This is a genomic window from Sphingomonas kyeonggiensis (assembly GCF_014204495.1).
GTDB lineage: Bacteria > Pseudomonadota > Alphaproteobacteria > Sphingomonadales > Sphingomonadaceae > Sphingomonas > Sphingomonas kyeonggiensis_A.
On sequence record NZ_JACHLN010000004.1, the window covers coordinates 1 to 24,510 of the forward strand.

Below are 24,510 nucleotides of genomic sequence, written 5' to 3' on the forward strand. Positions count from 1 at the left end.
GTCCCCGCCGAATTGGCCGGAGAGGTCGCGGTGATCTGCGTGTTGCTGTTGATCGTGTAGGTCGCGTTGCTCGCGCCGAACTTCACCGCACCCGTCCCCGGCGCCGCCGAGAAACCCGTGCCCGTGATCACCACCGTCGTGCCGCCAGCCGTCGGACCCGCCGTCGGCGAGACCGCCGTCACCGTCGGCGCCGAGACATAGGTATACTGATCCGCCGAACTGGTCGCGCTGGTGTTGCCGCCGTTCGTCACGGTGATGTCCACCGTCCCCGCCGCGCCAGCCGGCGCCGTCGCGTTGATCTGGGTATCGCTTATGACGGTATAGCCCGTCGCGTTGGCCGCGCCGAACTTCACACCACCCGCGCCGGTGGTCCCCGTGAAGCTGTTACCGGTGATGGCCACCGTGTTCCCGCCACCGGTCGGGCCATTTGTCGGCGAGATCGAGGTGATGGCAGGTTGCAGCGCGATGGCGATGTTGTCGGAGGCGGTCGGCGTGTTCGACGCCCCGCCCCCGCTCACGCCTATCGTCACGTTTCGGGGCGTAGCGGACGTGGCGGACGCCGCCACCGTCAGCGATAGCGCCGTGTTGGACGCACCCGTGGCGATCGTGCCGCTGAAGGTACAGCTGACATTGACGGTGCCGTTGCCCGTGCAGCTCCAGTTCGTGCCCGAGCCGCCAACCAGGGTCAGGCCGGTCGGCAGCGTCGAGGTGAGCGTGATGTTGCCCGAGGTGGTCGCGGTGCCGGTGTTGCTCACGGTCGGCAGCAGCGTGAAGTTGCTGCCCTGCTTCGGGGTGCCGCCATGGGTCAGCGAGGCGCCCAGGATCGGCGAGGGCGCGGCACAGCTGATCGTGATCGCGATCTGCGAGTTGCGGCGGGCAGGCTCCGAAGCACCGCCACTGCCGTCCGACGCGATGGTGAAGTCGGTCGCCGCGATGTTGAAGTACCAGTTGGTCGAGCCCGCATTGATCGTGAAGCTGCCGCTGCCCGAACCGGTGAGGTTGCGCGCGGAATCAGCCTGGACGGCGTCACCCGCCGCCATGTGCAGGATCTGCGCATAGGCGGTGCCGGACGTGGTGCTCCAAGTGTAGCTGACGACTTCGCCGATCGCGAAGGTCTGGCCCGGATCGCTGTAGTTGGAGTCGGTATTGCCGACCGCATCAACGCGGTAGGTGCCCGAAAGCGTGGCGGGGTTGCCGGTGTTGGTGGCGTAGACCGTGCCCGCGTTGATCGCGTTACAGGCCGCCGATGCCGCCCAGGCCGCATTGGGTGCCACGACCAGAAGGCCCGCCGCCAGCGCACCACCGATGCGCCGCCGCAGTCGCCCGAAGGCCGAAGGCTGGTTGCCCCGAGTCTGCGTCTTGCGCGCCCCGATTCGCTGCTTACCAGAGATCCCCGCAACGGTCCGCGCACAGGCGGAACGCGCCTCCCCCAAGCCCCAAAACATGTGCAACCTACCCCCAACGCCCATGACGGACGAGCGCGCTTTATATATCGAGCCAACGTCGAGCAAAAGTCACTAAAACTAGGAATTAGTTCCTGTTTCAGGAATTTGACTGTTTGGCACCGAAATGGCGCGAAGTGCATCACGGCAATTACTCTTGGCAACAGCTCCCATATGGCAGCCTGAATTTTGCAAATTACGACTTTTCATGAATGCGCTCTTCTCCAAGGCAACGAGATAGAACGGAATTGAAGTAATAGCCGCTTGTCTGCCCTTGCGATCGCGTATCTAAAACCCCCGCCTTCGGAACCGGCGCCGCATTCCGCGCACGCCAGCCATCGCTAATTTGGGGGGTAGGACAATGTCTGAACCGTTTATGGGCCAGATCATGCAGGTCGGCTTCAACTTCGCGCCGCGCGGCTGGGCCTCATGCAATGGCCAGATCCTCGGGATCGCGCAGAACAACGCGCTGTTCGCGCTGCTCGGCACGACCTTCGGTGGCAATGGCGTGAGCACCTTCGCCCTGCCGAACGCCGCGGGCCGCGGTTTTGTCGGCCTCGGGCAGAGCACCGCGGGCGGCCAGACCTATGTCTGGGGCCAGGCGGCCGGTACCGAGACCGAGACGCTGACGATCGCCAACATGCCGGCGCACAACCACGTCGCCACCTTCACCGGCATCCCCGGCCAGACCACTGCCACCGGCTCGATCCAGGCGATCAGCGACGTGACGACCGGCCAGAGCAACACGCCTGCCGCCGGCTCGATGTTCTCGAACTGCGCCAATGCCGGCACCAACCAGGTGAAGATCTATGTCCCCAGCGGCACCACCGGCACTTCGGTGAACCTGGGCGGCGTCAACATCACCGGCGGCAACTTCACACCGCAGGGTTCGGTGCAGGTCGGCATCACCGGCAGCAACATCCCGTTCTCGATCATGAACCCCTATGTCGCGGTGCAGACCAACATCGCGCTGGCAGGCGTCTTCCCGTCGCGCAACTGATCGACGCGACGACCAGACAGAACCGGCTCCGTCGCACCCCGCGACGGAGCCGGCTTTGTTTCGGGCACCCAGGATCAGGAGAAGACCGCCTCGTAGATCCGCCGGTCCTGCAGCGGCTGGATCTGGGTAATCAGGATCGAGTGCGGGCCACCCCGGCCGCAATCAAGGTCATAGGCGGCGTCGATCAGATAGACATCCAGCGGCGATTCGAAGAACAGCGAGAAAGGCGTGCGCACATCGATGCCGCGCAGGGGGCTTCGCCGGAAAACCTGGGCAAGCGTGATCTCCACCGGCTCGGGCAGGGTCGAAACGCGGACCTTGCGCCCAACCCAGGGTTCGAAATCTTCCGGCTTAAGTTCCATGTCGTCGCTTTCCCCCTCCTGCGGAATCGCTGCTATCCTGCCGGGCGGAATGCGGCGCGGGAAGCCGGTCCACACCGTTTCGGGGCAGAATGACACGGAATAAACTATCTCCCTTCCCCGCCGCACGGGCACTTCCGCCCTTGTCCGGGGAGTTGCTCACCCAGGGGATCGCGCTGCCCGCCGCCGGCATCGAGGACCTGCCGCGGCTCGCCGATCTCCACGCGCGCTCGCGGATGGCGGACCTGCTGCTCGCGCCCTGGACGCCCGACCAGAAGCGCGCATTCCTCGACGAGCAGTTCGCGCTCCAGCACGCGCATTTCGTGAAGGTCCATCGCAAGGGCGACTTCCGGCTGGTGACGCGCGGCGATGCGCCGATCGGCCGCTTCTATTTCAACCGGAGCGGCCCGGAATGGGTGCTGATCGACATCCTGCTCGCACTGGAAGCGCAGGCGGCAGGCCTCGGCACCGCGCTGGTCAGCTGGCTGCAGCGGGCGGCCGCAGACGCGAACGCGGACCGGTTGCGGCTGAGCGTCGCCCATAACAATCCGCGCGCGCAGGCGCTCTACCGACGGCTGGGATTCGAGGATGCCGGCGACGTCGCCGGCACCCATCTCTCGATGGCCTGGCGGCCTATTCGACCGTGACCGACTTCGCCAGGTTGCGTGGCTGATCGACATCGGTGCCCTTGGCCACCGCGACATGATAGGCGAGCAGCTGCACCGGTACCGCATAGACGAGCGGCGCGATCAGCGGGTGGACCTTGGGCATGGTGATCGTCGCCACGGTGCCCTCGCCCGCCGCTTCGATGCCGTCATAGTCCGAGATCAGGATCACCTTGCCGCCGCGCGCCTGCACTTCCTGCATGTTGCTGACGGTCTTCTCGAACAGCGGACCCGAGGGCGCGATAACGATCACCGGCACGGCATCGTCGATCAGCGCGATCGGGCCGTGCTTCATCTCGCCGGCGGCATAGCCCTCGGCATGGATATAGCTGATTTCCTTGAGCTTGAGCGCGCCTTCGAGCGCCAGCGGATAATCGGTGCCGCGGCCGAGATAGAGCACGTCGCGGGCAGCGGCGACGACACCGGCCATCGCCTGGATCGCCTCGTCATAGGCCAGCGCGCCGTTGAGCGCCGCCGGCGCCTCGGCGAGATGCTTGACGATCGCCTTCTCCTCGGCGTCGGACAGCTTGCCCTTGGCCTTGGCGAGATTGGCGGCGAGCGCGGCGAGCACCGCAAGCTGGCAGGTGAACGCCTTGGTCGAGGCGACGCCGATCTCCGGCCCGGCATGCGTCGGCAGCAGCAGATCCGCCTCGCGCGCCATCGAGCTGGTGGGGACATTGACCACCGCAGCGATCTTCTGGCCTTCGCTGCGGGCATGGCGGAGCGCGGCGAGCGTGTCCGCCGTCTCGCCCGACTGGCTGATGACGATCATCAGCCCGCCCTCTTCCATCACCGGCGCGCGGTAGCGGAACTCGGAAGCGACATCGAGATCGACCGGCACGCGGGCAAACTGCTCGAACCAGTATTTCGCGACCATGCCGGCATAGAAGCTGGTGCCGCAGGCAACGATGGTGACGCGCTTGATCGCCGACAGATCGAAGTCCGGGATCGGCAGCGTGACCTGATCGTCCATGCGCTGCAGATAGGCGCGCAGCGTCTGGGCGACGACGATCGGCTGCTCGTAGATCTCCTTCAGCATGTAATGCCGGTGATTGCCCTTGGAGACGAGATCGCCCGTCACGCCCGAAATGGTGACCGGGCGCTCGACCGGCGTATTGTCCTTGTCGAAGATCTGGGCACCATCGCGGGTGATGACGACCCAGTCGCCTTCCTCGAGATAGGCGATGCGCTGGGTGAGCGGGGCCAGGGCCAGCGCGTCCGAGCCGAGATAGGTCTCGCCCTCGCCATAGCCGACGACGAGCGGCGAGCCGAGGCGGGCGCCGACGAGCAGGTCCGGATGCTGGCGGAACAGGATGGCGAGCGCGAAGGCGCCGTGCAGGCGCGGCAGCACCTCGGCGACGGCCTCGGCCGGGGCCATGCCGGCCTCGACCTTCTCGCTGACCAGATGCGCGACGACTTCGGAGTCGGTCTCGCTCTCGAACTTGCGGCCGCGGCCGATCAGCTCGTCGCGCAGCGCCTTGAAGTTCTCGATGATGCCGTTGTGGACCAAAGCGACTTCGCCGGTGGCGTGCGGATGGGCATTGTTGGTGGTCGGGCCGCCATGGGTCGCCCAGCGGGTATGGGCGATACCGGTGGTGCCGGACAGCGGGTTCTGCGCCAGCTCCTTGCCGAGATTTACCAGCTTGCCCGAGGCGCGACGGCGCTCGATCCGGCCATCGACATCGGTGGCGATGCCGGCCGAGTCATAGCCGCGATATTCCAGCCGCTTGAGCCCGTCGTACAACCGCTCCGCGACATCTTCCCTGCCGACGATTCCAACGATTCCGCACATCTCAATTCATCCTTCAGACCGCATCAATGCGGGAATTTTGTGTCGACAAAGACTTGGGTGAACTCGACCGGATCGGGCTCCCGGCCATTGGCCGCGACGAACCGGTCCCGCCCCTTGTCCCAGACCTGGCGGATCGCGCCCGCAATGCCGTCGGGGAACCGCATCCGGGCAACCACGATCGCCCGCCAATCGCCCTCCTCGCCGAAGACCTCGCGGAACCGGGGCTCCATCGCCGTCAGCTTGGTATCCTGCTCGGCGTCGAGATGGCCGATCGCATCGAGCACATAGCTGTCGAGCAGCCGAAGAAAGGGTTTGCCGGCGTAGCGGTCGGTCATGGCGTTGCGGGCTTCCTCGTCAGGCAAATGGCGGCCGAAAATCAGCCCAGGATTTCGATCTGGTCCGCCGTCTCGACGGAGATGCGGGTCTGGAAATGCGAGCCGACCGGCACGCGGCGGGCGGTGCCCTTCACGCGCACGCGCTTGCCCACAAGCATGTCTTCGGCATGCCCGCCGAGCTTGTCCTTGAGCCCGTTGCGTGCCCCGGTATGCAGCTCGATGGTGAGGTTGCCGGGGTCGCGGTAATTGGCGGCGGAGTTGAGATAGGCGCTGAACCCGCCCGCGCCGGACGAAGCGACCACGAACTCGAACACGCCCTCGACCTCACCGGTCTTCGAAGCGGCGACCGCCTCGATCGTCTGGGCCGGCGTGAGCGGCGCGGCGGTCTGGGCGATCGCCGGCGTGGCGAGAACCATGGAGAGCATCGCGACCTGGCTGCGCATGCGCATCATTTCTTCCCCGCTTCCTTCAGTGCCTTCATCCTCTCGCGGAACGTGCGCGCCCAGCCCGGCTTCACCTTCTGCTCGGCCCGCACGATCCCCAAGGCGTCGCTCTCGACATCGCGGGTCACCACCGATCCGGCGGCGACGATCGCGCCATCACCGATGGTGACGGGCGCCACGAGCGCGCTGTTGCTTCCTACAAAAGCGCCGTTTCCTATGACTGTCCGGTACTTTAAAAATCCGTCATAATTGCAGGTGATCGTGCCCGCGCCGATATTCGCGCCCGCCCCGACGGTGGCATCCCCGATATAACTCAGATGGTTGGCCTTGGCGCCGGGGCCGATCACGGCCTTCTTGATCTCGACGAAATTGCCGACCTTGGCCCCCTGCTCGATCCGGGCGCCGGGGCGCAGCCGGGCATAGGGGCCGATATCGGCACCGGACAGGATCTCGGCGCCCTCGATATGGCTGAAGGCGTGGATGACCACCCGGTCCGCCACGCTCACGCCCGGGCCGAACACGACATTGGGCTCGATCGTTACGTCGCGGCCGATCTGCGTGTCATAGGCGAACCACACCGTCTCGGGCGCGACCAGCGTCGCCCCCTCGACCATCGCACGGGTGCGGCGGCGCTGCTGCCATTCCTGCTCGAGCCCGGCGAGCTCGCCGCGGCTGTTGACCCCGGCCACCTCGATCGCATCGGTCTCGATGCCGACCGAGAAGCGGCCCTCCGCGCGGGCGAGCTCGACCAGGTCGGTCAGGTAATATTCGCCGGCAGCATTGTCGTTCTTCAACTGGCCAAGCAGGCGGAACAGGTCCGACGAGCGGACCGCCATCAGGCCGGAATTGCAAAGGGTTACCGCGCGCTCCTCGGGCGTCGCGTCCTTGAACTCGACGATCTTGTCGAGCCGGCCGTCGGGGCCGACGATCACCCGGCCATAGGCGCCGGGATCGGCCGGGCGGAAGCCGAGCACCACCACGCTGGGGCCACCCTCGCCGTGCAGCGCATCGATCATCCGCCGCATCGTCCCGGTCGTGACCAAAGGCACATCGCCATAGAGGATCAGGACATCGCCCTGGAAACCGGCCAGCGCGCTCTCGGCCATGCGCACGGCATGGCCGGTGCCGAGCTGCTCGGCCTGCTCGGCGGTCTCGACGCCGAGGGGGTGCACCGCAGCCTCGACCTGCTCCTTGCCGGCACCGACCACCACGACCTCGCGCTCGGCACCCAGCGCCTTCACCGCGTCGATCAGGTGGAGCAGCATCGGCCGGCCGGCGATGGGATGGAGGACCTTGTGGGTATCGGACTTCATCCGCGTGCCCTTGCCGGCCGCCAGGATGATTGCTGCGATCGGTGCGGTCATTTTCCCTCCATTTGCCCGTCCCCTGCCACGTTAGCCTTGCCAATTCCATAGGGCTGCTGGCAGGCAGCACCGCCATGGCTGATTTCCCCTTCGACATCGTCGGTTTCGACCTGGACGGCACCCTGATCGACAGCAGCACCGACCTGGTGGGCGCGACCAACCACGCCCTCGAGCTGGCCGGGCGGCCGCTGCTCGACAAGGCGGCGGTGATGACCATGGTCGGGCGCGGCGCCAAGCACATGCTCGAGCAGGCGCTGGAGGCTTCGGGCGGCTATGACGAGGCGCTGATGGCGCGGCTCTATCCGGCGCTGCTCGAATGGTACCGCGACCATGTCTCCGAGCATTCGCGGCCCTTCCCGGGCATGATCGAGGCGCTGGACGAACTGGCGGCACGCGGCGTGAAGGTGGCGATCGTCACCAACAAGTTCGAATATCTGGCGGTGAAGCTGATCGACGAGCTGGGGCTCAGCGCCCGCTTCGAGACGATCATCGGCGGCGACACGATGGGCAAGGGCAATGCCAAGCCCTCCGCCCTGCCGATCGAGGAGATGATCCGGCGCTGCGGCGGCGGGCGCGCGGCGTTCGTCGGCGACACGATCTTCGACACGCTGGCGGCGAAGAATGCCGGGGTGCCGAGCGTGGCGGTGAGCTTCGGCTTCCTGACCCAGCCGATCGAGGAGCTGGGCGCCGACGCGGTGGTCGACAGCTTCGCCGAGCTGGTGCCGGCGCTGGAGCGGCTGGGACAACAGAATTAGGCGTGCACAATTCCCCTCCCTGCAAGGGAGGGGCAAGGGGTGGGTTAGAATAAGGTCGGGCTCGATGCCCGGCCTTTTCTGTTTACCGATGCCGTCTCGCTGGGCGCGCCCGGAAGGCCGGGCGCGCAACCCACCCCCGACCCCTCCCTTGCAGGGAGGGGAGCAAGAAGGAATCAGGTACGATTCTTCAGCTGGTGGAGCAGCACGCCATTGCCTTCGCTGTCCTCTATCACGCGCATCCGGCAGACGGGCGAGTGGATCAGGTCGGTCTTGAAGGTGACGCCCTTGGCTTCGAGATCGGCGCAGAGCGCGTCGAGATCCTCGACCTCGAAGGCGATGGTGCCGCCGGAATCGGCCGAGGGCTTGTTGCCGGTGACCGTGGTGATGCCGAGGCAGCCGCCGCCCGGCAGGTCATATTCGACCCAGGGAATGCCATAGGCGGCATTGCTCGCCGGCAGGCCGAGAATGTTCTCGTAGAAATTGCGGGCGCGGTCGAGATCGATGACCGGGTACATGGTGAAAGCGACCTTGCGGAACATCGAAACCCCTCCTGCTGAATGCCGCGGAGGATAGGCCGCGATCTCCTACATCACAAGGATTTGTTCCTGTTTCGTTTCAACGCCTTCAGCCGACCGGGCGATAGCCCTTGCGGTATTTGGTCCAAAGATGGCGGGCGAGCATCGCCGGCGGCATGCGGAGCCAGTGGCTGCGGACATAGAAGGCCATGCGCAGCGGCCTGCGGGTCTGGCGCCCCCAGCCGTCACGGGCGGTGAGACGGCGGAGATAGAGGCGATCGGCCAAGCCAAGCCGCTGGTACTCCAGGGGAACTTCGGTGCCGTAAAGGGCATGACTGAGACGCAGGGCGCGGGCCATTTCACGGGCCAGGCCGTGGTGGCGGGCGCGCTCCAGCAGGCCTTCGGTACCTCCATCCCGTACCAGACAGTGAAAGTCCCAAAGGTTGCGCATTCCGCCCGCCAGATCGCCGTCCGCCAGGAGGTGGGCGACCGCGTGGACCAGAATGTCTGGACGCGAAAGTATGCACAGGCCGTTTTCGAGCGGTTCGCTGGCCGCGATCAGGCCCGCCGCGTCGGGGGTGATCCGGGCGGTCAAGGGCAGGATCGTGTGGTGGACGTCGATCATGCGATCGCGCTCGCGGTGGATCAGCGGGGGCAGCTCATGCATCCAGCGGCGATAATAGGCATCGTCATAGGGATCGGGCTTCACCCATTCCCAGCCGGCGGCGATCAGCGCGGCCTCGACTTCGCCAAGACTTTCCAAGGGCACGAGAATATCGAGATCGCCGATATTGCGGCCGGCGCTCGGCGACAGGCCGGCGGCGGCGAAGGCGGTGCCCTTGAGCAGCACCACCGGCACGCCCAGCGGCGCCAGCGCGCGACGCGCCATCTCGGCTTCCCAGAGCGCGGCCAGGCGGACCTGCTCGGTCGAGGCGATCGCATCCTCGACCAGACGCTTTATCCGGTCGGGTAGCGCCAGCCCATGCAAACGGTGCGCGAGTGTCCCGGCCATCTGCTCGGCACGGGCCACCGCGAGGAGCTCGGTCCATTCTTCTGGCGAGAAGGCGAGCGAAGCGGAGGGGTCGCGGAGTATGGTCGCAAGACGCCAGCCGGGGTTCATGCGAGGGCCTCGACTAGGGCAATGCCAACTTCGGTGTCCGGATAGTCTATTGCGCGCGCCGGGACCGATTGGACGAGCCGGGTGAGCGCATCGAAACCGGGCTCGGCGAGGTGGACATAGTTGGTCGAGGCCTGGGTCAGCCGGACGAACGCTTCGCTGGGCAGCACCGGGCGCTCGGCGGTGTCGAAGCCGAAGCGCGGGAAGAGGATCAGCGAGGGGCTGGCGGGCTCGGCCATCGCGGCGATGGCGCGGGCATCGGGGACGAGGTGGCGGATATCACCCTTGGGCGTGCCGGCGAGCAGCGGGCCGAACCGGCCCTGCGGATGCGCGGCCTGGGCGACCGCGATCGCCTGGTTCTTGAGGCTGATCAGGCGCGGAAAGGCGTGGGCTGCACCAGTTCGCGGATCGATCAGTACGAACTCGTCGCCCATCAGCCGCCAGCCGCGCGCCATCAGCAGCGCAGCCAGGGTGGACTTGCCGGCGCCCGAGATGCCGGTCATCAGCACCGCCTTCCCGTCCCTTTCAACCGCGGAAGCGTGCAGCAACAGGTAGCGGCGCTGGGCGAGCGCCATCTGCAGGTTCATCCCCATCTCGGCGGCGAGCAGGCCCTGGGCAAGCGGCAGCGGCGCGGCATCGGGAATGGTGAAGTCCCCGCCGATATGGACCGCGGGGCGGAGATATCTGCGCCACGGACGGGCGGCGAAGAGGTGGACGTTGAAGTCCGGGATCTCGGGCTTCGGGTAATCGCGGTACAGGTCTTCCAGCGCGGCGATCGGCGCGCGCCAGTGGCTGCCGATGCGGAAGGCGGCGGGGCCGATCCGGAGATGGGCGATGTGCCTCACAGTCGCTCGACCAGCCCGGCCTGGACGAGCTCGTCGAGCCGGATCGCCAGCGCGGCGGGATCGGCGTCGAGCAGGTCGTAGCGCTCGGTGAGGGCCGCCAGGAGCTGGTCGAGGGTCTGCGGTGCGGGCGTCAGCGCTTCGAGCAGCTCGGGGACCGGCGCGTCGACGACATGGGTGATGCCGGAGGCGCGGTGATAGATCAGGGTGAGCGCGTCGAGCGGGACAATGCGGAGCGTCTCGGGCGCGGCGGCGCGGTAGAGGACCGTCATCTCACGCCCCATTCGTCATCCCGGCGAAAGCCGGGATCTCGTGCGGCTCCTTCCCCGCGCCTTCGCCTGAGATCCCGGCTTTCGCCGGGATGACGGGAACCGGGAATGCCACGGCCTCAGCCGCGCGGCATTTGCAGCGAGGCGAAGCAGGTGAAGCCGCTGGTGCCCGATTGCAGGCGGCGGATGTAATTGGTGTAGGCGCGGCTCTGCTCATAGGTGGTGCCGGGCAAGGTGCCGCCATTGAGCGCGTTCTTGACCTCCGCCGCCTTGAACGGCCGGCCCGCCGCCGGGAAGGCGCCCTGGGTGCCGGCGGGCACCAGCTTGCCGTCCGCCGCGACATATTGGCCGGCGCGGCCCGGATCGGGGACGGGAATCTCGCAGTTCATCACCGAGGCATTGGTCTGCGCCAGCGCCGGGCGGATCGAGACGATCGCGGAGGCACTCGCCGCGCCGAGCATCAATGCACGGCGGCTTGCCTTCGGGGTCTGGTCTTCATCTGCCATGATGCATTGTCCTGCGCCCGGTGGCGTTTCGCAATCGTAAATTGTGGGACAGGCCGTTCCCACTCCCTACACCGTCATCCCCGCGAAAGCGGGGACCCATCTCCTGCGCCATCCACGAACACGACCGCCGTGCTTGCCGCACGTCCTGGAGATGGGCCCCCGCTTTCGCGGGGGTGACGACGGGAAGGTGGGGATGACGACGGAAAGGCGGAGGGCAACGCGGTATAGTGGGGTGACGAAAGCACTGGCCGCCCCTAGTAAGGCGGCCAATGCCCTATTCCTCCGGTATCAAGGCGCTTGTGGCGCTCGGCATCGCTGCCGCGGGCGCGCTGGCGGGGCTGTTGCTCAACGGCGACGTGCAGACCAGCCTGATCATGCTGGTGTGCGGCGTGGCCGCCGTGCTGGTGGCGACGGCCGGTGGCGACCAGGACGGTCCGCCCGATGCCGCCCCGGCGGCGAGCGAGGATCCGGGCATCGCCGAAGTGCTCGATGCGATCGCCGAGCCGGTGCTGCTGATCGCCGAGCGCCGCGTGGTCGCGGCCAATCCGCCTGCCCGCACCCTGCTCGGCCAGCATATCCTGGGCGAGGATGTGCGCGTGGCCATTCGTCACCCCGCCGCCGCCGAGCGGCTGATGAACCCGAGCGACCCCGGCAGCGCCGCGCCGATCCACCTGGTCGGCCTGGGCACGCGCGACCAGCGCTGGGAGATGCGGGTGACGACGCTCGCCGATGGCCGCCGGATCGTCCATCTGGTCGACCGCACCGGCAGCTATGCGACCGAGCGGATCCGCGTCGACTTCGTCGCCAATGCCAGCCACGAGCTGCGCACCCCGCTTGCCTCGCTGCTCGGCTATGTCGAGACGCTGGAGGATGGCGCGGGCGAGGATCCGGGGCTGCGCGAGCGGTTCCTCAAGATCATGCACGGCGAGGCGCGCCGGATGCAGCGGCTGATCGACGACCTGATCTCGCTGAGCCGGATCGAGGCGGAGAAATATCGCGCGCCCGACGATCCCGTCGCGCTGGGCGAGCTGATCGACGAGGTTTGCCTCGAGCTCTCCGGCGTGCCGCGCGCGGGCGATGTGGTGACCGAGATCGCCGAGGTGGCGCCGGTGCGCGGCGATGCCTCGCAGCTCAGCCAGCTGCTCCACAACGTCATCGGCAATGCGATGAAGTATGGCCGCGAGGGCACGCCGATCCTGGTCAGCCTGTTGCCCGAGGGCGATTCGATGGTGCGCCTCAGCGTGACCGACCAGGGCGACGGCATCCCGCCCGAGCACCTGCCCCGCCTCACCGAGCGCTTCTACCGCGTCGATGCCGGGCGCAGCCGGACGATCGGCGGCACGGGCCTGGGCCTCTCGATCGTCAAGCATATCGTCGAGCGGCACCGCGGGCGCTTCGACATCGCCAGCGTGGTCGGCAAGGGAACCACGGTGAGCGTGCTGCTTCCCTTGGCCGCTGTCATAAAGCCGTAACCGTACTGCAACAGAGGCAGGGCGAACCGCAGGGCGATTCTCGCCCCCTTCTTGCCGTTCCCGGGAGACGAGACATTTTCGGCAGGCTTGCACTCGTGGCGACCGCGCTGACGCTGACTGCCTGCAACGGCAACAGCGCGCGGGAGATCCGCGTGGTCGGCTCGTCGACGGTCTATCCCTTCACCACGGCGGTGGCCGAGGCGTTCGTCAACCAGGGCAGCGGGCATCGCGCCCCGGTGGTCGAATCGATCGGCACGGGCGCCGGGCTGAAGCGCTTCTGCGAAGGCGTGGGCTGGCAGTTCCCGGACATCGCCAATGCCTCGCGGCGGATCAAGAAGACCGAATATGCCGATTGCCAGCGCAACGGCGTGGGCGAGATCATCGAGGTGCAGATCGGCATCGACGGGGTGGCGCTGGCCGAGGCGAACAACGGCCCCAAGCTGACGCTGAGCAAGAAGGACGTGTACCTGGCGCTGGCGGCCCACCCCTTCGGCAAGGACAGCAATCCGGCGCGGACCTGGCGCGACGTCAACCCGTCGCTGCCCGCGATCCCGATCCAGGTGATGGGCCCGCCCTCGACCAGCGGCACCCGCGACGCGCTGGTCGAGCTGGTGATGGAGCCGGGCTGCGCCGAGGCCGATCCCGCCGTCCACGCGATGAAGACGGCGAAGGACACCAGCCCGTACGACAATCGCTGCAAGCGCATCCGCGACGACGGCCCCTATATCGACAAGGGCGAGAACGATAACCTGATCGTCCAGGGGCTGGCGCAGAACCCCAATGCGATCGGCGTGTTCGGCTATTCCTATCTCGAGGAGAATGCCGACCGGCTGCACGGCGTGCCGATCGACGGCGTGGCGCCGAGCTATGCGACGATCGCCGATGGCAGCTATCCGGGCGCGCGGCCGCTGTTCCTCTATGTGAAGAAGCGGCATCTGCGCGCGGTGCCCGGGCTGGCCGATTTCCTGAAGCTGTACGGCACGATGTGGGCGCCGGGCGGCAAGCTCTCGCGGCGCGGGCTGATCCCGGCGCCGGACGCGGTGCGCGCGCACGCGCTGGCGATCCTCGAGCAGCGCACGCCGCTCGATCCGGCGGGGCTGCACTGATGAACCCGCTCGCCCTCCTCTTCCTGATCGCCGGGCTTGGTCTGATCGGCTGGCTGACCGGCCGCGCCCGCGCCCAGCGGATCGACCGCGGCGGTGCCAAGCGGCTCCATTCGCTGCCCTCGCAGCATGGCTGGTATGTCGCGACCTGGGCAGTGCTGCCGGCCCTGCTGTTCGTCGCGGTCTGGGCCTCGCTCTCGCCGAGCCTGGTGCGCGACGCGGTGCTGGAGCATCCGGCGGCGAAGCAGCTGCCCCAGTTCGAGTTCGAGCGCGACGCGCTGCTCGCCGAGGCCAAGCGCGTGGCCGAGGACCCCGACGCCAAGGCGTTCGACCCGCTGGCCGCCGAGCTCGCCCCGGCGACCCGGGCGGCGGAGAATCGCTACAACTGGATGGGGAGCGCGGTGGCGATCCTGCTCGCCTTTGCCGGCGGGCTGTTCGCCTGGTCGCGGATCCGCGCGCAGCTGAAGGCGCGCAGCCAGGTCGAGCGGATCGTCATGCTGCTCCTGCTGGTCGCTTCGCTGATCGCGATCCTGACCACGCTGGGCATCTTCCTGTCGCTGCTGTGGGAATCGCTACGCTTCTTCGAGCAGGTGCCGATCACCGACTTCCTGTTCGGCACGCACTGGAGCCCGCAGGTGATCGAGGCGTCGAACCCCGGCAAGTCGCTGGGCGCGGTGCCTTTGTTCTGGGGGACCTTCTTCATCGGCGCGGTGATCGCGATGCTGGTCGCCATCCCGTTCGGGCTGATGAGCGCGATCTACCTGACCCAGTACGCCGCGCCGCGGGTGCGCGCCTGGATGAAGCCGACGCTGGAGATGCTCGCGGGCGTGCCGACCGTGGTCTACGGATACTTCGCCGCGCTGACCGTGGCGCCGGCGGTGCGCGACCTGGCGGTGCATCTCGGCATGCCCTTCGCTTCGTCCGAGAGCGCGCTGGCAGCGGGTCTGGTGATGGGGGTGATGATCATCCCGTTCGTCTCCTCGATGGCCGATGACTCGATCGCCGCGGTGCCGACCGCGATGCGCGACGGCAGCCTGGCGATGGGCGCGACGCATAGCGAGACGATCTCGCGGGTGCTGCTGCCCGCCGCGCTGCCGGGCGTGGTGGCCGGCGTGCTGCTCGCCGTATCCCGCGCGATCGGCGAGACGATGATCGTGGTGATGGCCGCCAGCGGCGCGGCGAATATCACGCTCAACCCGTTCGAGAGCGCAACGACGGTGACCAAGCAGATCGTCGACCTGCTGACCGGCGAGGCCGAGTTCGACAGCCCGAAGACGCTGGCGGCGTTCGCGCTGGGCCTGACGCTCTTTGTCATCACGCTGCTGCTCAACATCGTCGCGCTGCGCGTCGTGAAGAAATACCGGGAGGCCTATGAATAAGCCCGCTCCCGAGGCCGCGCCGGCGCGCGCGCCCACCGACTGGAAGACCGAGGCGATGCAGAAGCGCATCCGCCGGCGCTATGCGCGCGAGCGGCGCTTCAAGCTGTTCGGGATGCTGGCGGTGATCCTGTCGGCCGCGTTCCTCGCCTTCCTGCTGTTCACCATGGTGACCAATGGCTGGCGCGGCTTCACCCGCACCGAGATCGCGCTGCCGCTCGACTTCCCGGCGATGGCGATGAAGATCGATCCCGCCCAGCTCTCGACGCCGGGCGCCAATCTGGCGCTGGCCGGGGCGGAACTGGAGGACAAGGTCTCCAACGCCGCGCTCGCCGCCTATGGCGCGCAGAGCGTGCCTCTGCTGTCCGACGCCGCCTGGCTCAAGGTGCGCGAGGCGCTCAAGGCCGATCCGTCGCTGCTTCACCAGAAGAAGCTGCTGTGGGTGCCGGCCTCGACCCAGGTCGAGCAGGGATTGCGCGGCAATGACGCCGCCGCGGCGCCGCTGGCGAAGAAGCTGTACGACGCGGGCAAGCTGCACACCGGGTTCAACGCCGGCTTCTTCAGCGAATCGGATTCGACCGATCCGGTGGCCGTGGGCATCTGGGGCGCGTTCAAGGGATCGCTGCTGACCATGGCGGTGACCTTCCTGATCGCCTTCCCGATCGGCGTGCTCTCGGCGATCTATCTCGAGGAATATGCGCCGAAGAACCGCTGGACCGACCTGATCGAGGTTTCGATCAACAACCTGGCGGCGGTGCCCTCGATCATCTTCGGCCTGCTCGGGCTAGCGGTGTTCCTGGGCAGCTGGAGCCTGTTCGGGATGCGGGTGGGGCCGCTGCTGCCGCGCTCGGCCGCGCTGGTCGGCGGCGTGACGCTCGCGCTGATGATCATGCCCGTCATCGTCATCGCCAGCCGCAACGCGATCAAGGGCGTGCCACCGTCGATCCGCGACGCCGCGCTCGGCATCGGGGCGAGCCGGATCCAGGTGGTGTTCCACCATGTGCTGCCGCTCGCCATGCCCGGCATCCTGACCGGCACGATCATCGGCATGGCGCGTGCGCTGGGCGAGACCGCGCCGCTGCTGCTGATCGGCATGCGCGCCTTCATCGTCACCCCGCCGGGCGGCTTCACCGACCCGGCGACCGTGCTGCCGGTCCAGATCTTCCTGTGGTCGGACGAAGTCAGCCGCGGGTTCGTCGAGAAGACCAGCGCCGCCATCCTTGTCCTGCTGGTGTTCCTGCTCGCCATGAACGGGCTCGCCATCTATCTTCGCAACAAATTCGAGACCCGCTGGTGATGACCGACGCCCACCCTGCCCCGCACAAGATGTCCGCGCGCGGCGTCAGCGTGTCCTATGGCGACAAGCAGGCGATCCGCGACGTCTCGATCGATGTCGACATGGATCATGTGACGGCGTTCATCGGCCCGTCGGGCTGCGGCAAGTCGACCTTCCTGCGCACGCTCAACCGGATGAACGACACCATCCCGAGCGCGCGGGTGACCGGTGAGATCACGCTGGACGGCGAGGACATCTATTCGTCGGACATGGACGTGGTGCAGCTGCGCGCCCGGGTGGGCATGGTGTTCCAGAAGCCCAACCCCTTCCCCAAGTCGATCTACGAGAATGTCGCCTATGGCCCGCGCATCCACGGGCTGGCGGCTTCGAAGGGCGCGCTGGACGGGATCGTCGAGCAGTCGCTGCGCCGCGCCGGCCTGTGGGACGAAGTGAAGGACCGGCTGAACGACAGCGGCACCGCGCTTTCGGGCGGCCAGCAGCAGCGGCTCTGCATCGCCCGCGCCATTGCCGTGGACCCCGAAGTGATCCTGATGGACGAGCCCTGCTCGGCGCTCGACCCGATCGCAACCGCGAAGATCGAGGAGCTGATCCACGAGCTCAAGGGCCGCTATGCCATCGTGATCGTGACGCACAACATGCAGCAGGCGGCGCGCGTCAGCCAGAAGACCGCCTTCTTCCATCTCGGCCAGCTGGTCGAATATGGGGATACCGACAATATCTTCACCGCACCCAGGCAGGAGCGGACGAAGGACTATATCACCGGCCGGTACGGCTAGGAGCGAGGAACATGTCGACCGGCCAGGAACATACCGTCAAGGCGTTCGATCAGGACATCGGGCAGCTGCGCGCGCTGATCTCGCAGATGGGCGGGCTGGCCGAGCAGGCGATCGAGGACGCGATGCTGGCGCTGTCGCGCGGCGATGCCGAGCTGGCCGACGAGGTGCGCAAGAAGGACAAGCAGATCGACGCGATCGAGGCCGAGCTGGAAAAGCTCGTCGTCCGCGTCATTGCCCTTCGCGCCCCGATGGCCGACGATCTGCGCGAAGTGATCGCCGCCTTGAAGATCGCTGCGGTGATCGAGCGGATCGGCGACTATGCCAAGAACATCGCCAAGCGCGTGCCGCTGATCCATGCCGAGGGCGAGGAGCGGATCGAAGTGGTCTCGATCCTGCCGTCGATGGGCCAGCTGGCTGCGGACATGGTGCACGATGTGCTCGACGCCTTTTCGGCGCGCGATGCCGAGGCCGCGGTGCGGATCTGCGCGCGCGACAACGCGCTCGACGATTTCTACGACTCGATCTTCCGGACGCTGGTGACGTTCATGGTCGAGAATTCGAAGACGATCAGCCAGGTGGCGCACCTGCTGTTCGTGGCGAAGAACCTGGAGAGGATCGGCGACCACGCAACCAATGTGGCCGAGATGGTCTATTTCGCGGCGACAGGCGAATACATGGCCGAGCGCGAGACCGGCGCGGCCGGGACGAACTGAGCGGATTGGGGAAGATATGGCCCGAGTGAAGATGCTTCTCGTCGAGGACGACGCCGCGATTGCGGAACTGGTCGCCTATCATTTCAAGCGCGAAGATTATGAGGTGAAGCACACGCCCGACGGCGAGGAAGCCCTGCTCCTCGCCAAGGAAGCGACGCCCGACATCGTGCTGCTCGACTGGATGGTCGAGGGGCTGAGCGGGATCGAAGTGTGCCGCCGCCTGCGCCGCATGCCCGAGACGGCGAACGTGCCGATCATCATGCTCACCGCGCGCGGCGAGGAAGAGGATCGCGTGCGCGGGCTCGAGACCGGGGCGGACGACTACGTCACCAAGCCCTTCTCCCCGCGCGAGCTGGTCGCCCGGGTCGGCGCGGTGCTGCGCCGCGTGCGCCCGGCACTGGCCGGCGAAGCGCTGACCTATTCGGACATCGAGATGGACACGGTGGGCCACAAGGTCCGCCGCGGTGGCGAAGTGGTGCAGCTGGGGCCGACCGAGTTCCGCCTGCTCAAGCATTTCCTCGAGCATCCGGGCTGGGTGTTCTCGCGCGAGCGGCTGCTCGACGCGGTATGGGGGCACGACAGCGACATCGAGAGCCGTACGGTGGACGTGCATATCCGGCGCCTGCGCAAGGCGATCAACCACGGCAACCGGCCGGATATCATCCGGACGGTGCGCTCGGCGGGATATGCGCTCGACGCGGGGAATTGAGGGTACATAGCCCTTCCCAAAAATACTCCGTCATCCCCGCGCAGGCGGGGATCCAGGGTAACAAAGCGATGTCCTGCTTGGCTCTGGATCCCCGCCTGCGCGGGGATGACGACGGAGTATAAGGGAGGGCAGCTCTCCCACATGAACCCCTTTTCACGAAACCATCCCCACCCCCTCGCGTTGCTGAAACCGGGCGTAACGATCTCGCCCGGTTTCAGGAGACGCACCCCATGAAGCTCCTTGTCATGGCCGCCGCGCTGACGCTGGTCGCCGGCGCCGCGCAGGCCCAGACCTCGGCGCAGAAGGCCGAATCCCCGAGCAACAACGACGCGAGCAAGCTGGGCGGCTATGCCCCGTCGGCGCCGCTGTTCAGCACCGGCACCACACCGCCGCCGGGCACCCAGGTGGTGTTCGTGCCGAGCACCCAGACGCCGACCCAGGCCTTCCCGCCGCCGGCGCCGAAGGAAAGCTATCCGATCTGCAAGCGCGGCCAGTTCGACGGCTGCCGCCAGCGCGGCGGCTGAGCGCGGCCAAATCCCCTTTTTGCGGGATGGAATGTGCCGGGTGCGCAACGTCGCGCCCGGCACATGCGTTTCCGGAGGGAAGCGGGTGGGGTGACAGAGAGGAATGCTCACAATGAAGTTCATGCTTTTGGCCTCGGCCGCCCTGGCGCTTGGTGGCACCGCCATCGCGCAGGACATGCCGCAGACCGCCCCGCAGACGACGCCGGCCCCGACTCCGCCGGCTCCGCCCGCCCCGCCGGCCGACGCGCCGCCGCCGCCCCCCGACGCGCCCGCAGCCCCTGCCGACCCGGCCGCGCCGCCGCCGCCGGCGACCAACCCGCCGCCTGCCGCTCCGGCCGCGCCCGCGGCTCCGGAGGCCACTCCGGCTCCGCCTGCGCCCCCTGCTCCTCCGCCTCCCCCGGCAGCCGATGCGGCTACGGCTGCGGCGCCGGCGCCCTCGGATCCGAAGAGCTATCCGCGCTGCTCGAAGACCATCAAGGATCACTGCCGCCAGTCGCGGTGATTTGATTTCAATCCTCCCCCGGAGGGGGAGGGGGACCAGCCGCAGGCTGGTGGAGGGGTATTCTCCACGGGCTACTTTGCCTGAGGCGCGCTACCCCTCCACCACCGCTTCGCGGCGGTCCCCCTCCCCCTCCGGGGGAGGATTTGGTTTCCTCCACGCACGATCCCGTTCTAGGTAACTTCCAAAATCGGGAGAGAGCTGCATGACCATCGACTTCAAGGACCGCGTCGCCATCGTCACCGGTGCGGGCGGCGGTCTCGGCCGCGCCTATGCGCTCGAGCTGGCGAAGCGCGGGGCCAAGGTGGTCGTGAACGACCTGGGTGGATCGCGCGACGGCACCGGCCATTCGGACGCGGCATTGAAGGTGGTCGAGGAGATCGAGGCGCTGGGCGGCGAGGCGATGTCGAACGGCGGCAGCGTCACCGACTATGGCCACATGGTCGCGATGGTCGAGGCGGCCAAGGCGAAATGGGGCCGGATCGACATCCTGATCAACAATGCCGGCGTGCTGCGCGACAAGAGCTTCGCCAAGATGGAGCCGGAGGACTTCAAGTTCGTCGTCGACGTCCACCTGATCGGCTCGGCCAACTGCACCAAGGCGGTGTGGGAGACGATGCGCGAGGCGAACTACGGCCGCATCCTGATGACTGCGAGCTCGACCGGGCTGTTCGGCAATTTCGGCCAGGCGAATTACGGCGCCGCCAAGCTCGGCCTCGCCGGGCTGACCAAGACGCTCTACCTGGAGGGCGCGAAATACGGGATCAAGGTCAACACCATCGCCCCGGTGGCGGGCACGCGGATGACCGAGGACCTGTTCCCCGAGGAAGCGTTCAAGGCATTCGCGCCGGAGAATGTCGCGCCGGCCGCGCTGTTCCTGGTGAGCGAGGACGCGCCGACCAACCAGATCGTCGGCGCCGGCGGCGGCGTGGTCCAGGCCGCCTATGTGACGCTGACCCAGGGCGCGAAGCTCGAGGCGCTGACGCCCGAGGCGGTGCAGGCGCAATGGGCGCAGATCACCGACCGGACGGGGGAGATCGTGCCGGGGTCGGGCAGCGAGCAGACGATGCTGATCCTGGGGAAGCTGCAGAGGGGGTGAGTCCTACCCTCCCCCGCCATTTCCTCGTCATCCCCGCGCAGGCGGGGATCCAGAGCCAAGCAGAACTGGCCGGGCAGAGTAACCCTGGATCCCCGCCTGCGCGGGGATGACGGAATAGAGATACGGGCCACCCGCCTTACCGTATTGCCTCACTAATACACATACGGTATATCCTCCCCCACAGGAGGAGACTGCCATGTACAGCGAAAGCGATCTGGCCAGTGCCGTGGAAGCGGGGGCGCTTTCGCCCGCCGCTGCCAATGCGCTGCGCAACTATGTCGCCGAGCGCCGGTCGGCGCCCGCGGTGGACGAAGAGCATTTCAAGCTGCTCACCGGGTTCAACGACATCTTCGTGGCGATCGCCGCCGCGCTGATCCTGGTCGCCGCGGCGCGCATCGGCGCCTATTTCGGCGAGTTGTTGATCGGCCCGGGGCCGGAGCCGCGGATCATCGGCGGCAACATGATCGGCGGGGGCCTTGCCGTTGCCGCATCGAGCTGGATGCTCGCCGAATATTTCACCGCCAAGCGCCGGATGGCGCTGCCGTCGATCCTGCTGCTGTTCGGCTTTGTCGGCGGTGTGGGCGCGGCGCTGTCGGGCATCTTCGCCGCGAACATCCCCTGGATCGAGGAGCAGATGCACCTCGCCAGCGACCTGCAGCGCCAGCAGCTGGGCGCGGGCATCGCCGCGATCGTCGGCCTGCTGACCGCGCTTGCCACCTGGATCCACTGGAAGCGCTTCATGGTGCCGATCACGGTCGCCGCCGGCGGGCTGGTGATCGCCGGCATGGGCGTGGCGATCGTGCTCGCGCTGGTACCCAATGCGAAGGACTGGGTGAACGAGATGCTGCTCGTCGCCGGCGTCGCGATGTTCTTCTTCGCGATGCGCTGGGACATGACCGACCGCGAGCGCCGCACCCGCCGCTCGGATGTGGCCTTCTGGCTCCACCTCGCCGCGGCGCCGCTGATCGCGCACCCGGTGTTCCACATGCTCGGCGTGTTCGACGGCGAGGTTACCGGCCCGGTCGCGGCTGTGGTGATCGCCCTCTACATCGCCTTCGCCTTCGTCGCGCTGGCGGTGGACCGCCGCGCGCTGCTCGTCTCCAGCCTGATCTATGTGCTGTGGGCGATGTACGCGCTGTTCCAGGCGACCGGCGCGGTCGAGCTGGCGGCTGCCCTGACTGCACTCGTGATCGGCTCGGCGCTGCTGCTGCTCTCGGCCTTCTGGCAGCCGGTGCGCCGCATCGTCGTCGGCCTGCTCGGCGGGCTGGAGGAGAGGTTGCCGCCGACCCAGCTGGTGACTGCCTGAGTTCCCTGGAGGCCCGGGGTTCGCGCCCCGGGCCGATACTCTCGATCAGGATATTGCATGATGCCCAGTCTGACGCTGGCCCTGTTGCTCGCCACTCCCGCCCCGCAGGCGGATGCGCCGCTGGTCGAGCTGGTCAGCAAGTTCGTCGAGGCCGAGCGCGCCTATGACCAGGAGAAGATCGCCGACCTGGTGACCCAGGATTATGCCGAGGTCTCGCCGCTGGGCGATGTCGACACGCATGACGAATTCCTGGGCTTCTATGCCGCGGACAAGAAGCGGCCGGTGCCGGTGACCAGGCTGAGCGATCCGCTGGTGCGCGAATATCGCGACGCGGCCTCGATCATCGTGCGGCTGTCGTTCGACCTGCCCGGAGCGCCGGCCCAGCCGCCGCGCACGGTATCGATGCGGGCGAGCTTCCTGGCGGTGCGCGCGGGCGGCACCTGGAAGATCGCATCGGCGCACTACACGCCGATCCGTCCGCCGGCGCCACCTGCCCCGCCGCAGCCGCCGACGCCCTGACCCTACTTGGGAGGAAGCACGGTCCCCAGCCCTGCTTCCGACACCACTCCCCTCCCGTGCCCCCCGGTGCGGGAGGGGTTTTTCGTTAGAGCGGATTTCGATCCGACTTGGTCGGCTCGACCGCTCTAAGCTTTTGGTTTTCCGCATTTTCCGAGTCGTCAGATGATTCCATCTGACTAGAAAATGCTCTAGGGCTGCTCGATCGCGGTGCCGGGACGCGCACTCATCGCGGTGCCGACCGAGGAGAAGACGATCAGGCACACCGCCAGCCACTGCACGCCGCTGAGCACTTCGCCGAGCAGCATCAGGCCCATCAGCGCGCCGACCGCGGGCTCGGCGCTGAGCAGCGTGCCGAAGGTGTTGGCGGGGAGCCGGGGCAGCGCGATCATCTCGAGCGCATAGGGGATCGCGCTGGAGACTATGCCGACGAGCAGGCCGAGCATCAGCACCTCCGGCCGGAGCAGCGCGGGTCCTGCGTGGAGAATGCCAACGGGCGCGGCGAGGCAGGCGGCGATCAGCATGCCTCCGGCCGCGGCGGCGGGGCCGTGCGCGGCGCCGGCATGACGGCCGGTGAGGATGTACGCCGCCCAGCAGGCACCGGCGACGAGCGCCAGGGCAACGCCGCGCCAGTCGAGATGCGCGGCGCCCTTCCAGATCGGCAGCAGCAGCGCGAGGCCGAACACCGCGAGGCCGATCCACAGGAAGTCGATCCGACGACGCGAGGTGAGCACCGCGACCGCGAGCGGGCCGGTGAACTCGACGGCGATGGCGATGCCGAGCGGGATGTAGGACAGCGCCTTGTAGAAGCTGAGGTTCATCACCCCGAGCACGAGACCGTAGCCGAGCAGCGAGCGCCAGCCGGCGTCGAGCCGGATCCGCCAGGGACGAAAGATCGCCGAGAGGATCACCGCCGCGACGATCAGGCGCAGTGCGGTGGCGCCTTCGGGGCCGACCAGCGGGAACAGCTTCTTGGCGAAAGTCGCGCCCATCGTCACCGACAGCAGCGACACGAACAACGCGGACAGCGCGACAAGATCGATGCGCGGCGAAGCGGGCCGCGGGGCAGCGAAAGCGGACATCAGGACACTCGGATATGCGGGGATGTTGGCTTCAGGATAGGGATTTGCCGCGATAAGGGCGGTTTATTTTGGCGCTTATGCGATAAAGTTTATCGCGTTAGGCTCGAGAAATGACGAAGATTGAACCGCTCGATTCGTTCGACCGCAAGCTGCTCGAGCTGCTCCAGCGCGACGTGCAGCAGCCGGTGGCGGCGCTGGCCGAGAAGGTCGGCCTGTCCGCGCCAGCCTGCTACCGGCGCATCCGGCGGCTGCGCGAGACCGGGGTGATCGAGCGCGAGATCGCGGTGGTGCATCCCAAGACGCTCGGCTGGCCGCTGTCGATGATCGTGCTGGTGACGCTGGAACGCGAAACCGCCGACACGGTGAGCGAGATGTTCGAGATCTTCCGCCGCGAGCCCGAGGTGATGGAAGCCTGGAACGTCACCGGCGACCATGACTTCGCGGTGCGGATCATCGCGCGCGACATGGAGAGCTATGACGATCTGGTCCGCCGGCTCTTCTCCGCCGACGAGCGGGTGCGGACGTTCGAGACCCTGGTGGTGATCCGCGAGACTGGAGGGATGAGCCCGGTGCCGGTGGGAGTGGGGCGGTAGGGCACGCCTCCTCCCTTGCCACCTCCAATGTTCCCCGGCGA

General features: G+C 67.5%; 28 protein-coding genes. 16 read left to right on the top strand and 12 right to left on the bottom strand.

Annotated features, from left to right (window positions below; translation table 11 throughout):
* Positions 1 to 1,274, bottom strand: a 1,274-nt coding sequence (locus HNP52_RS19025; protein WP_221416567.1) for an IPT/TIG domain-containing protein, incomplete at its 3' end; no start/stop codon positions are given.
* A 529-nt stretch (positions 1,275 to 1,803) separates the two neighbouring features.
* On the opposite strand from HNP52_RS19025, the gene HNP52_RS19030 reads away from it, so the two are divergent.
* Complete coding sequence (locus HNP52_RS19030; RefSeq protein WP_184169331.1) at positions 1,804 to 2,442, top strand: phage tail protein; 639 nt, start codon at positions 1,804 to 1,806, stop codon at positions 2,440 to 2,442.
* Positions 2,443 to 2,516: 74 nt separating this feature from the next.
* Here HNP52_RS19030 and HNP52_RS19035 read toward each other — a convergent pair whose 3' ends face one another.
* On the bottom strand, positions 2,517 to 2,804 hold the full coding sequence (locus HNP52_RS19035) for a DUF6916 family protein (protein ID WP_184169333.1): 288 nt from the start codon (positions 2,802 to 2,804) through the stop codon (positions 2,517 to 2,519).
* Between the two features lie 140 nt (positions 2,805 to 2,944).
* Between HNP52_RS19035 and HNP52_RS19040 the strand changes: the two genes are divergently transcribed.
* On the top strand, positions 2,945 to 3,448 hold the full coding sequence (locus tag HNP52_RS19040; protein WP_184169335.1) for a GNAT family N-acetyltransferase: 504 nt from the start codon (positions 2,945 to 2,947) through the stop codon (positions 3,446 to 3,448).
* Here the strand turns inward: HNP52_RS19040 and glmS are convergent.
* From glmS to glmU, 4 genes are read right to left on the bottom strand one after another with little or no spacing between them, the layout of a single operon-like run.
* Positions 3,435 to 5,258 carry a glutamine--fructose-6-phosphate transaminase (isomerizing) gene (gene glmS, locus HNP52_RS19045; protein WP_184169337.1) on the bottom strand — a complete coding sequence of 608 codons (1,824 nt, stop codon included), beginning with the start codon at positions 5,256 to 5,258 and terminating at the stop codon, positions 3,435 to 3,437. The two genes, HNP52_RS19040 and glmS, sit on opposite strands and share 14 nt — an antisense overlap.
* Before the next feature lie 23 nt (positions 5,259 to 5,281).
* Entirely contained in the window at positions 5,282 to 5,593 is a 312-nt protein-coding gene (locus HNP52_RS19050) for a hypothetical protein (RefSeq protein WP_184169339.1), read from the bottom strand.
* Positions 5,594 to 5,634: 41 nt separating this feature from the next.
* Entirely contained in the window at positions 5,635 to 6,045 is a 411-nt protein-coding gene (locus HNP52_RS19055; protein ID WP_184169341.1) for a hypothetical protein, read from the bottom strand.
* Positions 6,042 to 7,400 (bottom strand): bifunctional UDP-N-acetylglucosamine diphosphorylase/glucosamine-1-phosphate N-acetyltransferase GlmU, encoded by a 1,359-nt coding sequence (gene glmU, locus HNP52_RS19060; RefSeq protein ID WP_184169343.1) that lies wholly within the window; start codon positions 7,398 to 7,400, stop codon positions 6,042 to 6,044. The genes HNP52_RS19055 and glmU overlap by 4 nt, the downstream gene beginning before the upstream one ends.
* A gap of 74 nt (positions 7,401 to 7,474) precedes the next feature.
* Here glmU and HNP52_RS19065 point away from each other — a divergent pair, with 74 nt between their 5' ends.
* The gene (locus tag HNP52_RS19065) at positions 7,475 to 8,155 is read left to right on the top strand and encodes an HAD hydrolase-like protein (protein ID WP_184169345.1); all 681 of its coding nucleotides are present in this window, start codon (positions 7,475 to 7,477) and stop codon (positions 8,153 to 8,155) included.
* Between the two features lie 173 nt (positions 8,156 to 8,328).
* Here HNP52_RS19065 and HNP52_RS19070 read toward each other — a convergent pair whose 3' ends face one another.
* From HNP52_RS19070 to HNP52_RS19090, 5 genes are all read right to left on the bottom strand, one after another.
* Positions 8,329 to 8,694, bottom strand: coding sequence for a VOC family protein (locus tag HNP52_RS19070; protein WP_184169347.1), 366 nt, complete (start codon positions 8,692 to 8,694; stop codon positions 8,329 to 8,331).
* 85 nt (positions 8,695 to 8,779) lie between these two features.
* Complete coding sequence (locus tag HNP52_RS19075; protein ID WP_184169349.1) at positions 8,780 to 9,790, bottom strand: nucleotidyltransferase family protein; 1,011 nt, start codon at positions 9,788 to 9,790, stop codon at positions 8,780 to 8,782.
* On the bottom strand, positions 9,787 to 10,632 hold the full coding sequence (locus tag HNP52_RS19080; protein WP_184169351.1) for an HprK-related kinase A: 846 nt from the start codon (positions 10,630 to 10,632) through the stop codon (positions 9,787 to 9,789). The genes HNP52_RS19075 and HNP52_RS19080 overlap by 4 nt, the downstream gene beginning before the upstream one ends.
* Positions 10,629 to 10,901 carry an HPr-rel-A system PqqD family peptide chaperone gene (locus HNP52_RS19085; RefSeq protein WP_260396269.1) on the bottom strand — a complete coding sequence of 91 codons (273 nt, stop codon included), beginning with the start codon at positions 10,899 to 10,901 and terminating at the stop codon, positions 10,629 to 10,631. The genes HNP52_RS19080 and HNP52_RS19085 overlap by 4 nt, the downstream gene beginning before the upstream one ends.
* Positions 10,902 to 11,017: 116 nt before the next feature.
* On the bottom strand, positions 11,018 to 11,404 hold the full coding sequence (locus tag HNP52_RS19090; protein WP_184169355.1) for a hypothetical protein: 387 nt from the start codon (positions 11,402 to 11,404) through the stop codon (positions 11,018 to 11,020).
* A 269-nt stretch (positions 11,405 to 11,673) separates the two neighbouring features.
* On the opposite strand from HNP52_RS19090, the gene HNP52_RS19095 reads away from it, so the two are divergent.
* The 12 genes from HNP52_RS19095 (at position 11,674) to HNP52_RS19150 (ending at position 22,797) form a co-directional block, all read left to right on the top strand.
* Entirely contained in the window at positions 11,674 to 12,876 is a 1,203-nt protein-coding gene (locus HNP52_RS19095) for an ATP-binding protein (RefSeq protein WP_184169357.1), read from the top strand.
* A gap of 95 nt (positions 12,877 to 12,971) precedes the next feature.
* Positions 12,972 to 13,982 (top strand): PstS family phosphate ABC transporter substrate-binding protein, encoded by a 1,011-nt coding sequence (locus tag HNP52_RS19100; protein ID WP_269574536.1) that lies wholly within the window; start codon positions 12,972 to 12,974, stop codon positions 13,980 to 13,982.
* A complete protein-coding gene (gene pstC, locus HNP52_RS19105) occupies positions 13,982 to 15,358 on the top strand; it encodes a phosphate ABC transporter permease subunit PstC (RefSeq protein ID WP_184169359.1) in 1,377 nt (458 codons plus the stop codon). Before HNP52_RS19100 ends, pstC begins: the two co-directional genes overlap by 1 nt.
* Positions 15,351 to 16,652 (top strand): phosphate ABC transporter permease PstA, encoded by a 1,302-nt coding sequence (gene pstA / locus HNP52_RS19110; RefSeq protein ID WP_260396270.1) that lies wholly within the window; start codon positions 15,351 to 15,353, stop codon positions 16,650 to 16,652. Before pstC ends, pstA begins: the two co-directional genes overlap by 8 nt.
* A complete protein-coding gene (gene pstB / locus HNP52_RS19115) occupies positions 16,652 to 17,428 on the top strand; it encodes a phosphate ABC transporter ATP-binding protein PstB (protein WP_184169361.1) in 777 nt (258 codons plus the stop codon). The genes pstA and pstB overlap by 1 nt, the downstream gene beginning before the upstream one ends.
* Positions 17,429 to 17,439: 11 nt before the next feature.
* Complete coding sequence (gene phoU / locus HNP52_RS19120; RefSeq protein WP_184169363.1) at positions 17,440 to 18,141, top strand: phosphate signaling complex protein PhoU; 702 nt, start codon at positions 17,440 to 17,442, stop codon at positions 18,139 to 18,141.
* 16 nt (positions 18,142 to 18,157) lie between these two features.
* Complete coding sequence (gene phoB, locus HNP52_RS19125; protein WP_184169365.1) at positions 18,158 to 18,850, top strand: phosphate regulon transcriptional regulator PhoB; 693 nt, start codon at positions 18,158 to 18,160, stop codon at positions 18,848 to 18,850.
* Between the two features lie 230 nt (positions 18,851 to 19,080).
* Positions 19,081 to 19,374 (top strand): hypothetical protein, encoded by a 294-nt coding sequence (locus HNP52_RS19130; RefSeq protein ID WP_184169367.1) that lies wholly within the window; start codon positions 19,081 to 19,083, stop codon positions 19,372 to 19,374.
* Between the two features lie 112 nt (positions 19,375 to 19,486).
* Positions 19,487 to 19,876 (top strand): Fe-S oxidoreductase, encoded by a 390-nt coding sequence (locus HNP52_RS19135; protein WP_184169369.1) that lies wholly within the window; start codon positions 19,487 to 19,489, stop codon positions 19,874 to 19,876.
* Between the two features lie 202 nt (positions 19,877 to 20,078).
* Entirely contained in the window at positions 20,079 to 20,972 is an 894-nt protein-coding gene (locus HNP52_RS19140) for an SDR family NAD(P)-dependent oxidoreductase (RefSeq protein WP_184169371.1), read from the top strand.
* A gap of 196 nt (positions 20,973 to 21,168) precedes the next feature.
* Positions 21,169 to 22,278 carry a hypothetical protein gene (locus tag HNP52_RS19145; RefSeq protein WP_184169373.1) on the top strand — a complete coding sequence of 370 codons (1,110 nt, stop codon included), beginning with the start codon at positions 21,169 to 21,171 and terminating at the stop codon, positions 22,276 to 22,278.
* Positions 22,279 to 22,335: 57 nt separating this feature from the next.
* On the top strand, positions 22,336 to 22,797 hold the full coding sequence (locus HNP52_RS19150; protein ID WP_184169375.1) for a nuclear transport factor 2 family protein: 462 nt from the start codon (positions 22,336 to 22,338) through the stop codon (positions 22,795 to 22,797).
* 188 nt (positions 22,798 to 22,985) lie between these two features.
* Here the strand turns inward: HNP52_RS19150 and HNP52_RS19155 are convergent, their stop codons facing one another.
* Complete coding sequence (locus HNP52_RS19155; protein WP_184169377.1) at positions 22,986 to 23,876, bottom strand: EamA family transporter; 891 nt, start codon at positions 23,874 to 23,876, stop codon at positions 22,986 to 22,988.
* A 110-nt stretch (positions 23,877 to 23,986) separates the two neighbouring features.
* Between HNP52_RS19155 and HNP52_RS19160 the strand changes: the two genes are divergently transcribed.
* Complete coding sequence (locus HNP52_RS19160; RefSeq protein WP_184169379.1) at positions 23,987 to 24,469, top strand: Lrp/AsnC family transcriptional regulator; 483 nt, start codon at positions 23,987 to 23,989, stop codon at positions 24,467 to 24,469.
* The last annotated feature ends 41 nt before the right edge of the window (positions 24,470 to 24,510 follow it).